A 12,797-nucleotide genomic window follows, 5' to 3' on the forward strand; every position below is an offset into this window, starting at 1 on the left:
AGTATTTTCAAATTTTAAGTAGTTAATTGTACAAATTTAATTGTGTTTTTACAATTTTAATTAATCTATATGTAAATTTTAACTTTTTACATAAACTTTTTACATAAATTTTTTAACATGATATAATTCTCATATAGAGGGGAGGGGAATCATGGAGAACAATTTTGTATTTCCTATAGTAATACTAACTTTGTTTATATTTAGCAATCTTATAATGAATAAGTACAAGTTTTACAAAGAATTAGACATATTAAAAAGAGGCATATTAACATTTTTTATATCGTGTTTTGCATTGATTTTATTCATGGAGGGTACTAAGTATATACAATTAAGTTTAGGATATAATTTTTTACTTGAAGGAGTATTAAATATTGTACTTTTTTTAATTTTAATTATTTTAAGTTGTTATACAGGATTTAAAGTTATAATATTGATAAATAATAACAATGAGCAAGAATCCAAGCTACAAAGACTAGACAGTAAAATAAATCATAAGGACAATATAATCATCAAATTAAGAAGTCAAAAACATGACTATTTGAAACATTTGCAAGTAGTATACTCTCTATTAAATACTGGGCTAGATGAAGACGCCAAAGAATATATAATGAATATATCAAATAGTTTTAAATCAAAAAATTCAAGGTATGGAAAAGTATCTTATCTAGATGCTATAGTTTCATTAAAATACGAGGAATGTATTGAAAAGGATATATCTTTTGATGTCTATATTCAAGATTTTATGGATAATTTAGAGATTGAACCTAATGATATGAGTTCAGTACTATTAAACATAATAGACAATGCAATAGAGTCTTTGTCTGCTATAAAAAAGGAAAAGAAATATATAAGATTACATGCATATGAAGATGAATTTCAGTATATTATAGTTATAAAAAATAATGGTCCTAAAATACATAATGTTGAAAGTATCTTTTGGGATGGCTTTAGTACTAAAGAGGGGCAAGATAGGGGGTATGGGCTACATCTAGTTAAAAACATATTAGATAAGTATGATTATAGTATATTTGTAAATAGTGATGATTTTTTAACTGAATTTGTAATCTTAATCCCAAAATATTATTAGTTAAGAGGAGAAAAGTCTGTGATAAAAGTTTTGATTTGTGATGATGATAAAATTGTAAGAGATGATATAGCAAATATAGTTAAAGAATCTGGATATGTAGATTATGTTAAAAAAGTTAAGGATGGTATAGAGGCAATTGAATTTATAAAAAACGAGAAAATAGATTTATTGATTATTGACATTGATATGCCATATAAAAATGGGATTGATTCTGCCAAAGAAATTCTTTCTATAGATAAGGATATACATATAATATTTGTGACAGGTTTTGCTGATTATAGTCTTAAAAGCTTTAAAGTGCATCCTATAGACTTTGTAGTTAAACCATTTAAAAAAGAAAAAATACTTGATTCAATTAATATAGCAATAGACCATATCAACTCCCATAAAATTGCTAATAATAATTTTATAGAAGACACTCTTTTTGTATATAAAATAAGGAAGCAGATACATATGATTAATTTTGATGATATAGTTATGTTTGAGAAAAATTCAAGAGCAATTAATCTATACACTAAAGATGAAGATATAATAAAGTTTTATGAGAATTTTGATGATTTAAAAAAACGCCTACCTCCTAATTTCTTTATGACTCATAGACAATACATAGTAAATTTAAGGTTTATACATAAGGTTATACCTATAAATAAATCTTCATTAGAGATAAGGTTTATAAATTTTCAAGAAAATGCTATATTAAACAAATCTCTAGAAAAAGATTTTCTATATAGATTTTATAGGGTTAAAAGATTCTAGTGAAAAGAGAAGAAAAATTCTTTTTGTGTAATATAATAAGTACTGTAAAGATAATGTATAAGAGAAGTTTATATAAAAATTATTTGTAATTATGATTTAATCTATATAAATTATAGTGTAGGATATATTGGACTTTCTTTAAAAAATTAGAAAGTCCAATATATTCTAGATGTAGTTTTATATTTATAAATTACTTAAGATACTAGGGTCTTTAATCTTATTATCTTCAGAAAGCAATAATATCTTAGACATAATCTCAGCAGTTTTAGGGTCTTCATCAGCGAATGGAAGGAATATCTTACCTCTACTTTGAGAATGTACAGGAAGTATATTTAAAGCACCCATTCCTTTTTTATGTACAATACCAGAACCCATATGTACAGAATACTCACCTAAATTACCTGCGATAAGAGCATGAGAGCCTTCAAAGTTGACATTCTTAATCTTTAACAATAATAAAAGTTCTTTAGCAATTGCTATACGCATTTCTACAGTAGAGTGACTCGTTTCAGGGTCAACACCACCAGCATGAGCGACACTTACAACAAGGTCTATATCACGCATAACTTCTGAGAATATAATTGGAGGTATAGAAGTTAATTCTAAGCTTTTATAAGTTTTTCTATCAAAAAATTCTAATGTTTCAATAGTAGGAGGCTCAATGTCTGCTGGTGAAAACCAATCTGCAAGTGCAAACATTTTTGCTACTATATTTTCTTTATAAAACACTTTCTGTAATCCTTCTTCGTAATCGACAGTCCAAAGTTGATTTCTAAGAAGTGCTACAGTTTTCTTTGGCTGGATTTGGTGACCAGCGTATCTACGAGATATAGTTTTTTCAGATAATTCGTCAGCATTTATTCTATAATATTCACGGAACACTTGCTTAAATGGTTGAACAATTTGCTTACTAAATAAGTCATGTTGGAATTCACTCCATTTACCAGACTCAAACAAATGAACTGGATGTGCAAGTTTTAATTTATTTTTTGCTGTTAATTTATAAGTTTCACCTTCTATATTGCAAATAAAGAACTTAGACTTATCATTATAAACATATCCAATATTATCATCACATACCCATACTAGATTTTTAATCAAAGGGCAGATAACTGGATTTTTATAGATATTGGAGATTTCTTTAACTGTAAATACTATTTCATTTTTCATAGCTTGCTCTAAACTCTGTTTTGCACGAGAATACTGACTCTTTAAATCTTTTTGAACAGATTTAAGTTCAAGTACATATGGATGTTTAGCAATAGCTTTTGGTATACTCTTTAAAGTTTTATCGCCTTTTTGAACTTTAGTGGATGCTTTTCCATTTTCATCAACATCTATCCAGATTGAAGTTCCATCAATATCTTTTGGTTTAAATAGATGAGCAACTTCATTTAGTTTTTCAGTCTCAAGAGCCCACATCATACGATTTACATCTCCAAATCCAGCACTTCTAGCTAGATTTTCTAGCGCTATAGTACAAGCTTTTGATTCACTTTCACGACGTTGTGCACCAAATTGCTTGCTTTCTTTAGCAAACTTTTGAATAAATTCATAACGGAAGGTTGCTTCTTTTAGGTCTCCTTTTTTCATAGGAAGTAAAGAGAAACTTCTTAATTTATCTTGATTTCTATTTGTTTCAATTTCTTTCATTAACATGTCTTTATCAAGTTTACCAAGTGTAGCATCAGCGTAAAGTTGTGCACGTCTATGAGAGTTACCACCACTAGTTATATATTTAGCTGATTTGTAAAGTATATTGAATCTTTCTTCCCCAATAGTCTTATACGAATCTAAAAACCAATCTACATCAAATGCACCATCAATGAAACTACGTGGTGAAATAGGGGAGAATAGAGCAACTTCTGATTCTTTTTGTGCAGAGAATCCCTCATTTATATGTGCATGGAAGTACCAAATTGTACTTTTTAGACCTTTCCAGTTTAAATATTTTTCAATTATGTTGACCCATTGAGGGGCATACATAGCAGCTTCTATTAATCTAAGTTCAGTAATGTCAGTATTTTTAAGTAACTTTTTTAACTCTTTTGAGTCGTCCTCTTTAGTAGGATAGCAATTTTTAAGCAGAGAACTTAAAACATCTTTTTTTGAATAATTACTACCATATGAATATCCTCTCTGGAAAGTTTCTTTACCAAGAGCAACTAAGATATTTACAAAATAATTTATACCTTCAAAGTATTGTATATTATTAGCTAGATGAGACACCTCTGTTGGCATATCACCTCTACGTGATTCAATTTCTATAATTTTGTTTGTAACAGTTTTTAAGTTATCTTTAAGCCAAGGATACTTTTCTAATGTGTCACCAGCCCATCTAGGATTTGTTAACGTTCTTATTATATTTACTGCATTGTATCCACTTATCATTTCTCTATTAACTTGTTCTTCAGTCATTAATCCTAATTCATGTGCACGAGCAAATACATTTATGCCAGTATAAAAAGGGAATTTATATTCTAATAACTGATAATTTGAAAATGTAGTATAGAAAAACTTAGTAAAAGAAATATCATCATAAATAAATGAATGTGTTTTATCAAGCCAATAATTTAAAATAGGAGCATCTAAAGCAGGGCAGTATTCATTTTGTCTGTAGTAGTTCTTAGTAAATTCAACTCTTTGTTTTTTACATTGTTCTATAGTCAATAAGTTTCTAAGCTTGTAGTATATATCTAAACAATAGTCAAATATCTCTTTATGGTCAAACTCATTTAGTAAGACTCTTAAAAGTCTTCTTGTAAGTCCATTAAATTTCAATTTTTCAAGTTTTGTATATATTTTCTTTTGTTTTTTAGAGTCAAGGACATTTGAATAGATAGATGAAAACCAACTTTTTTCTGTTTCATTATATCCACATATACTTATACTATAAAATAAAATATCAAGTATTAATTTGTAGTCTAAGTCAAGTTTTTTACTAGTTTCTCTCCAAAGTTCTGATAATGGATAATTATCTAGAGTATCATTAGAAGCCTTATATTTAATAGGAGTCAAATTATAAGTAGAGTAACCTAAAAGTACTTTTTCTACATTACCTGACCATCTTTCAACTTCATATTCATAATCTGCATTTTCAGTAATAAGTTCATCAAATTTTTCATAAACTTTTATTACTTTATCTATATCTGTATCAAGTATTTTTTTTGCTTCTCTTTTTGTTGATATAGAAATAGAATCTTCACTTGAAGATAAACTTATGTTGGAAATAATTTTATTAAGTTTTGATGAACTAGATGAATCTTCTTTAAAACCAAACTGTTCAGGAATTTGAACCTTATTTTCAGGGCTATATATTCCAAAACCATTTTCTTTACAATAATCATTTTTTGCTTTACCTAATAAATTATCAATTAGTATTTGAACTTGAGATATATTCTTTTTAGATTTATCAATATCTTCTACTAGTAAAATAAGCTTACTATATAGTTCTTGTCTATCAGCATTGTCTTTCAATAAGTTTACAATTTCAAGACCTCCAAGGCATTTTTGCGAGTTTGAAGATTTTATCAGTGAAGAAGCAATATTCTCTAGTTTTGAATCATTTTGTTCAAGTAAAATTTTTATCACTGTTTGTCTAATAGAGCTTGTCTTTAAAGAAAGCAGATTGGTTATTTTGTCTAGCTCTATATTTGTTAGCTCAAGTTTTCTAAGTAGACTCAATACAGTTTCTCTGTTGTAAACACTCTTATCACTTAAACATTCCAATAAGAAATCACGTTGTCTATCCGTTTTTGGTTCATTTATAAAATTAACTATAAGTGAAGCTCTTAAGTCTGAACTCATAAGATGACAATTTTCCATGAGAACATCTATAAATTGGGTATTCATATCGTATGCTGTTAGAGTCATCATACACTTAAGTATCTCATGAGAAGAAATTTCAATCCAAGTCCATGGAAATACACTTCCTAAAAAGGATTTAGTCTTTGAGTTTAAAATTTCTAAAGCATGTTTTAGACTTTCAAATTGTTCTTTTCTAGCATAAAAGTCTTTGTCAATTGGAGTGTTTGACAAGTCAAAAATGGTTTCTCTGTTTTGCCAATTATAGTAGTAGCCAACAGAACTTTCTACATAGAAATTTCTAATTACCCATGCTAGTATCTCTAAATCATCGCCCTTAATGTTTTTAGATGCTATAGAATGTTTAAAATATGTGCTTTCTGTATGCGATAAAAAGTAAAGAGCTACAAGTTTTTTATATTTTTCCTGACAAGAAAGTAAATTTTTAATAAGAGGGTAAGAGTCATAGATGTTATAAGTTGCAGTAGACCATAAGGCAAAGTAAATTTCAAGGTTATCATTGCTATTAATTGATTCTATACGGAATTTTTCATCAGTCAATGATTTATATGAAAGTTCTAAGCACTTACGTATTATTCCAGGTTTTTGGTCTGAAAAGCCAAGTCCTGTCCATGTGTCCAAGGCTCTTATAACAGAACTAAATCTCTCTAAATTATTATCCAAGATAGTTTTTAACAGGTATATTGATGCAGGGACTGTACCTTCATCTAAACTCTCTACAATTTGCTGTCTAAGCCCTTCTTGTTGTTTAGCTGCTAAAAGAAGTTTAGAAAGTATTTCATAGCATTTTTCACTATGACTTTTCATAATGCCAATTATCATTTGTCTTGTAAGTAGGGCAGTTTGATTTTCTCCAAATATTACTTCTTCCAATGCACTTATTACTTCTTGATTTCCTTTGTCTATTTCCAGTGCTATTTTATCACTCATTATAGAGTCATAGTATAAGACCTTATTTGGAAGAGTAAGATAATCTATAACTGAAAAATCATAATAAATCAAATCAATATAGTTTGAAATAAATCTGATTATTCCACTAAAATAATCCACAAGTTTATTTGAGCGATACCCTTTACGATAATACCCTCCTGAATATGTATAATCCATCTTTCTTTTAATCAACTGGCAAAGTTCTTCTACTTGTTCAGAAGTAAATATTAATTCTAATGCATTTTTTAAAGGACCAGAAAGGAGTTCATCTATATTTTTAATCTCATAGTAATAGCAATTGTAGTATTTATTTATTATATTTAAGAATTTGTCTTCAGGTTCTCTATAATAATATGAACTATTTTCTATGCAGTCCCAAAGAGATTTTGCTAAGTCATAGTATTTTTTTGAAGAAGATTTAGTAAAATTATTTTTAAAATTTTCAATTATTTTAGGGTTTTTTTCTACTCTAGTACGTTCCAACATTTATGTACCTCCAAATTATTTATTTTAAAACATTCTTCCAGCAAGTAAAGTAAGTCTTATAAAAGTAAAGATATCTCCACTTTTCAAATTTATAGGGGAATCAAGTTTTTCAATAATATCTTCATTTATAAGTACTTTATAAATTCCATCTTCAAATGCTTGTAATGCTACTTCTATTGCTTTTTCTGTGGATTGTTTGTTTTCATTGTAAATAGAGCCAAACCCAACTTTTCCAATATCAGCTTGAGATTCAATTTCTTCACTAGTTAAGAAGTTTACTATTGATTTTTCTGGAATTTTCTCATTATATTCAAGAACATTTTTAGATACAATTTCAGAGATAGCCTCTTTTAGGCAATTGATGTTATCAGATACATCAAAGGGGGTAAGTTCTAGCATAGGTTTGCGTTTGCCAACAGCTTTAACTCTAAAATAAATTTGCATAAAATCACCTCGTAAAACATTAATTATGTACTTAGGAATTTAAAAATTTACCTATTTGTTATATTATATCATTTTGTGAATTATTAATGTGAAATATGAGATTATTTTACAAAAAATAGAAAAAAAGCTATCTTAAAGTCTAAAAAAGCAATAAAAGATAACTTTTAACTAGGATTATATAAAATTATAACTATCTATTTATTAAATTTTAATTTTAGAATTACTTTTGATAACTATCTTTTTTTATTTATGAATTTTGCTCCTAAATATTTCTTGATGTCTTCTTCAGGAGAAAAGTCATCAATAAGGATTTCTTTCCCAGTATCTTCAAATACTACAAGAACTTCACAGTCACCTTGTAAGAAAAATTTTCTAACAGTATCTTCTTTAACTTCTCTAACTTTTATTACATTCTTTTTTTCCTTCTCGAAGTCTTTTGTGTAATAACTTCCCATCATGTTAATTATTTTTGTATATCTATTCATAAAATACCTCCATATGCGATTAGATTTAAAAAATATGTTATAATAATTGTTTGTATTAACTTAATAATTATAACAAGGAGTAGTAATAATGACTAGTATAAAAAATAAAGATATTTTAAATTGTATAGATTATTCCATTAAAAATAAGCTCTTTGGCAAACTAAATTATATATATGAGTCCTTACCAACAGGAAGTTGTTCTGGATGTGGAAATTGTTGTATGGAATCAGTAGGTATAAATTTAATTGAGTTTTTGAATATATTTTGTTATCTTGAAGAGAGAGTTGAATTAAAAAAAAGTTGTATAAGCAAAGTATTAGATTACTATTTTGAAGAGTATGCAAGAAAGAACTCGTGTCCATTTAAAGATAATAACAACAGATGTTTAATATATGAAGTTAGACCATTAAATTGTAGGATGTTTGGTCATTGGAAAAAAGAAGACTATAATAAAAATCTAGATAACGTTACTAAGAAGAATAATGACTATAAAGAATTAATGAAAGAACAATATGGATTTGAAATAAATGATGAAGTAGTAAACTATAGAATAGATTATTGTGATAGATTTGTTCCAAATAGAGATTATTTAAGTAAATCTGAGAGATTAAGTTTTTCTGATAAGCTTATGACATTAGACTCAAAGATTTATTCTAGTGGAAACATAGACATAGATTTTAGGGATAGAGGTATAGTTGAATATTTTATAGAGTCATTACTTTATAGAGATTTAGCATATAATGTAAAAATAAGGATATCTAAAGAAGACAAAATAAGAAAAAGAACTATTGATAGAATAAAAAGAATTATTCTTGTAGAGTCTTATATTAATAAGTAATAAATTGTATCATAAATATTGTCAAAATGAGGTGAATAAGGTGAATCTTACAAAAGTAAAAGGAAATACCTTTTTTATAAAAGGTGGCACGAATACAGGAATATATGTATTTGAAGATAACACAGCTCTTATGATAGACCCAGGATTATGTGGTTCAAGGCCTAGAAGAGTAACTAAAGTATTAGATGAAAATAAAATACAAGTTAGATATATTATAAATACTCATGGTCATGATGACCACTATGGAGCATGTAATCAATTTAAAGATTATTATAAAGACGTGTGTATAATGTCATCTGAATACGATAAATTATATATAGAAAATCCAGAATTATTTTCAAAGTATATTGTTGGGGGAAAGAGTAATGTATTTATGGATAATATCTTAAAAAATAAAATGTTGGATGATATAAAAATAGATAAATCTATAGAAGTAGGGAAGCTTGAATTAAACAATGAAATGTTTGATATAATTGAATTTCAAGGTCATACACCTGGTAGTATAGCTGTTTTGACAAAAGATAAGGTGATTTTTGTTGGAGACTTATTGATAGGAGATGAAATTCTCTCAAAATATGATTTTTTGTTTCTATATGATATACAGGAGCAAATAAATTCATTAGAAAAATTAAAAAATATAGATTTTGAGTACTTAGTTTTAGGGCATGGGAAGCAAGTTATATCAAAAGAAGATTCTTATAAATTAATCGAAAAACATTTGATTGCCTTAGAAAAATATTTATATCAAATAAGAACGTTACTTAAAGAACCAAAATCTTTAGAAATTTTATTAAAAAACATTATAAATAACAATAATTTAAGCAATAATTATAAAGAGTATCATTTTTTTAAATCTTCGTTAGTATCTGTTATAAGTTACTTAGTTGATTTAGAAGAAATAGGGTATATATTGGAAAATGGAGAATTGCTTTACTATACAAAAACAAAATAAATTATGATAGAATAAAGAAGGTCATAAAAAACAAATAAAGGGTGAGCAATATGGAATACGAAAAATGGAATGAAATACTAGCACCTTATGAACATGCAGTAGAGGAATTGAAAATAAAATTTAAAAATATAAGAAAAGAGTATTTAGCAAAAGGCGAATATTCTCCCATAGAGTTTGTTACAGGTAGAACAAAAAAAATATCTTCCATAATATCTAAATTAAAAAGGTTAAATGCAAAAGATATAGAAACTGAAATTGATGATATTGCTGGTATAAGAATAATGTGCCAGTTTGTTGAGGATATATATGCTATAGTTGATTTGATAAAAGTAAGAAATGATATGACTATAATAGGAGAAAAAGATTATATTACAAATTACAAAGATAGTGGTTATAGAAGCTATCATGTTATAATAAAATATCCTATAAACTCCATTGCGGGTTCAAAGGAAATTATATGTGAAATACAAATAAGAACTCTTGCAATGAATTTCTGGGCTACAATAGAACATTCATTAAAATATAAATATGACCATTACATACCTGAGACTCTTGCTGAAAGACTTAGAAGAGCATCTGATGCTGCGTTTCTTTTAGACCAAGAAATGAGTGAAATAAGAGAGGACATAATGAAAGCTCAGGCTATGTACCAAATGAAGTCTATAGCGATTAGAGATACTCTAAATAGAATACAAGAATTATATGACTTGGGTGATACACATAAAGCTATGCAGTATCAAAGAAAACTTGATAGAACTGAAACAGATAAAAATATAACTGAAATTTTGGAATTAAAACAAGAAATAGATATATTATTAGAGCAATATAAGGATACTAAGGTAGATGATAAAGTAGTTCAGTAAAAACTACTTGTAGAAAATTTACTAAATATTAATGAGGCTGCCTCTTAATGGAAAATAATTTCTAAAAAGGGACAGCCTATTTAGTGTAATCAAGAAAGGAATGATATTATGAGTTTATATGCTATAGGTGATTTACATTTTTCAACATCAGTCAATAAGCCAATGAATATCTTTGGAAACAATTGGGATGGTCACGAAAAGAAGATTATAGATAATTGGAAAGAAGTTGTTAAGGAAGAAGATATGGTATTAGTGCTAGGAGATACATCTTGGGGAATTAATTTATTAGAAGCTAAAAAAGACTTAGATATAATAAGTAAACTTCCAGGTCAGAAAATACTTATAAAAGGAAATCATGATTATTGGTGGACAACAGTTACAAGTTTAAATAAGCTGTATGAAAGTATGCGTTTTATTCAGACGAATTTTTATGAATATAAAGATTATGCAATTTGTGGAGGTAGGGGATGGATATGTCCTAATGATGTTAAATTTGATGAGACTGATGAAAAAGTTTATAAAAGAGAAGAACATAGATTGAGATTATCATTAGAATCTGCTCGTAAAAATGGTCACTCAAAAATAATTGTGATTACTCATTATCCTCCTACAAATGATAAATTAGAAGAATCTTTATTTACAAAGTTATTTGAAGAATATAATGTTGAAAAGGTGATTTATGGTCACTTGCATGGTAAAGAATCTTTTAAAATGGGATTGAAGGGGATTCGAAATGGAGTTGAATATACATTAGCATCTTGTGACTATACAGAATTTAATTTAATAAAAGTTCACGATTAAAAAACATAAATTGGTAAATACTATAAGATACATGATTAAAAATAAATATTTGAGGGATTTCGGTTTTGAGAAAGGAGACACGACTTATGAGGTGGATATTAGTTTTTATATTTTTATATCTTATTCCTTTAGTAGTGATATTCAGAAATTACAAGAATTTTAAGAGGTCTTGTATCTACAGTAGTATTTATGTAGTATTAGCTACAACAATAATGATAAGTAATATTTACATGAGTGGGCTTAATAAAATAAAAGAATCTATGTATTATCACAATTATATTTCTGATGAGACATATGATGAAAAGTATGTATCAAACTTTAAAGAAAAAGAAAGTACTGATTTAAAACAGAATAAGAAAAACAATGAAGAGTTATCAAATAATAAAGACTTAAATAGTAAACAAGATAAACATACACAAAGTAAAGACAGTGATAAAGAAGAAAGTAATGATGTAAAAGAAAATAATTATTCTAATAGTAATGCTTCGGTAAATGGCGAATCAGAAAAACAAGAAAGTATTACAAAAGAAAAGAGCAATTATACAAGTAAAGAAAACAATAGTGAAGATATAAAAAAAATAGATATAGAAAGTATAGGAATTTTTAAGAAAGAAATTTATAATATAGAAAGAGTAGCTTTAGTTCCAATGAGAGAATGTATACCTTACACTAAAGATCTAGCAAAAAACATAACTAAGTTATCTAGTATAAAAAAAGATGTTACAAATGCTAGAGATAAGTGTAAGGAAGTTGTAAAAGAGTATAAAAACATGCAAATTCCAGAACTTTCTAAGGAAGAATATACAGAAACATTGAGTAACGCTAGAGATGATGTAAAGAAAGCTTATGAGCTTAGAGAAAAATCTATGGAAAGTGCTTTAAAATTAATAAATACTAAAAGCCCTAAATATATAGGGAAGATAACTGCATATCTTGATTTATCAGACAAGCAGATAGAAAGCTTTAAAAATAGATTGAATGATTTAAAAGAAGAGATAAATAATGCAGAAACAAATAATATCAATTAATAAGATTTAAGGATATAAGTTAAAAGGGAGATTACGATGAATAAGCAGAGTATAGGAAAGCTAAATATGTTTTTTATGGGGATTACTCAAAGGAACCTTGATTAAAAAATAGCTACGCACACTTGTGACTTTAGTCATGAGTTAGTAGCTAAAATAGTCAGCATATAGGGAAACCTATATGTAGAGATAGGATATAACCTATCCAATACTACTTGAATTGCTAAAAACCCCTAAAGCTAACCAAACTAAAACATAAGGATGAAATAAACCTAAGTGTGAAAGTTACGAAAGTAGAAAAAATT

The 12,797-nt window shown here is 27.1% G+C and carries 10 protein-coding genes; 7 read left to right on the plus strand and 3 right to left on the minus strand.

All coding sequences use genetic code 11. The features are described 5' to 3' along the window. Positions 1-151: 151 nt before the first annotated feature. Together KGF42_RS13075 and KGF42_RS13080 are read left to right on the plus strand one after the other, a co-directional pair. Positions 152-1,087: a GHKL domain-containing protein gene (locus KGF42_RS13075; RefSeq protein WP_227823055.1), complete on the plus strand. Its 936-nt coding sequence runs from the start codon at positions 152-154 to the stop codon at positions 1,085-1,087. Positions 1,088-1,105: 18 nt separating this feature from the next. Then, positions 1,106-1,843, plus strand: a complete 738-nt coding sequence (locus KGF42_RS13080; protein ID WP_227823054.1) for a LytR/AlgR family response regulator transcription factor — start codon at positions 1,106-1,108, stop codon at positions 1,841-1,843. A 183-nt stretch (positions 1,844-2,026) separates the two neighbouring features. Here the strand turns inward: KGF42_RS13080 and KGF42_RS13085 are convergent, their stop codons facing one another. The 3 genes from KGF42_RS13085 to KGF42_RS13095 all read right to left on the minus strand — a co-directional run bounded on the left by KGF42_RS13085 (position 2,027) and on the right by KGF42_RS13095 (position 8,013). Then, positions 2,027-7,084, minus strand: a complete 5,058-nt coding sequence (locus KGF42_RS13085) for a DUF4132 domain-containing protein (RefSeq protein WP_227823053.1) — start codon at positions 7,082-7,084, stop codon at positions 2,027-2,029. Positions 7,085-7,108: 24 nt separating this feature from the next. Then, positions 7,109-7,528, minus strand: coding sequence for a hypothetical protein (locus KGF42_RS13090; protein ID WP_054272349.1), 420 nt, complete (start codon positions 7,526-7,528; stop codon positions 7,109-7,111). 233 nt (positions 7,529-7,761) lie between these two features. Then, the gene (locus tag KGF42_RS13095) at positions 7,762-8,013 is read right to left on the minus strand and encodes a hypothetical protein (RefSeq protein ID WP_003417301.1); all 252 of its coding nucleotides are present in this window, start codon (positions 8,011-8,013) and stop codon (positions 7,762-7,764) included. Between the two features lie 88 nt (positions 8,014-8,101). Between KGF42_RS13095 and KGF42_RS13100 the strand changes: the two genes are divergently transcribed. From KGF42_RS13100 to KGF42_RS13120, 5 genes are all read left to right on the plus strand, one after another. Next, a complete protein-coding gene (locus KGF42_RS13100) occupies positions 8,102-8,851 on the plus strand; it encodes a YkgJ family cysteine cluster protein (RefSeq protein ID WP_227823052.1) in 750 nt (249 codons plus the stop codon). A gap of 40 nt (positions 8,852-8,891) precedes the next feature. After that, the gene (locus tag KGF42_RS13105; RefSeq protein WP_054272351.1) at positions 8,892-9,803 is read left to right on the plus strand and encodes an MBL fold metallo-hydrolase; all 912 of its coding nucleotides are present in this window, start codon (positions 8,892-8,894) and stop codon (positions 9,801-9,803) included. 50 nt (positions 9,804-9,853) lie between these two features. After that, positions 9,854-10,666, plus strand: a complete 813-nt coding sequence (locus KGF42_RS13110) for a GTP pyrophosphokinase family protein (protein WP_054272352.1) — start codon at positions 9,854-9,856, stop codon at positions 10,664-10,666. Positions 10,667-10,774: 108 nt separating this feature from the next. Beyond that, a complete protein-coding gene (locus KGF42_RS13115) occupies positions 10,775-11,467 on the plus strand; it encodes a metallophosphoesterase (RefSeq protein ID WP_107594587.1) in 693 nt (230 codons plus the stop codon). Positions 11,468-11,553: 86 nt separating this feature from the next. Beyond that, a complete protein-coding gene (locus tag KGF42_RS13120; protein ID WP_227823051.1) occupies positions 11,554-12,495 on the plus strand; it encodes a hypothetical protein in 942 nt (313 codons plus the stop codon). The last annotated feature ends 302 nt before the right edge of the window (positions 12,496-12,797 follow it).

The sequence above is a fragment of the Clostridioides sp. ZZV15-6383 genome, from assembly GCF_020657735.1.
Classification (GTDB): domain Bacteria; phylum Bacillota; class Clostridia; order Peptostreptococcales; family Peptostreptococcaceae; genus Clostridioides; species Clostridioides difficile_D.

Excerpts from the sequence above, each read along its gene's own strand:
- KGF42_RS13075 (WP_227823055.1), top strand. The coding sequence starts at position 152 with ATGGAGAACAATTTTGTATTTCCTATAGTAATACTAACTTTGTTTATA.
- KGF42_RS13085 (WP_227823053.1), bottom strand. The coding sequence starts at position 7,084 with ATGTTGGAACGTACTAGAGTAGAAAAAAACCCTAAAATAATTGAAAAT.
- KGF42_RS13090 (WP_054272349.1), bottom strand. The coding sequence starts at position 7,528 with ATGCAAATTTATTTTAGAGTTAAAGCTGTTGGCAAACGCAAACCTATG.
- KGF42_RS13095 (WP_003417301.1), bottom strand. The coding sequence starts at position 8,013 with ATGAATAGATATACAAAAATAATTAACATGATGGGAAGTTATTACACA.
- KGF42_RS13100 (WP_227823052.1), top strand. The coding sequence starts at position 8,102 with ATGACTAGTATAAAAAATAAAGATATTTTAAATTGTATAGATTATTCC.
- KGF42_RS13110 (WP_054272352.1), top strand. The coding sequence starts at position 9,854 with ATGGAATACGAAAAATGGAATGAAATACTAGCACCTTATGAACATGCA.
- KGF42_RS13115 (WP_107594587.1), top strand. The coding sequence starts at position 10,775 with ATGAGTTTATATGCTATAGGTGATTTACATTTTTCAACATCAGTCAAT.
- KGF42_RS13120 (WP_227823051.1), top strand. The coding sequence starts at position 11,554 with ATGAGGTGGATATTAGTTTTTATATTTTTATATCTTATTCCTTTAGTA.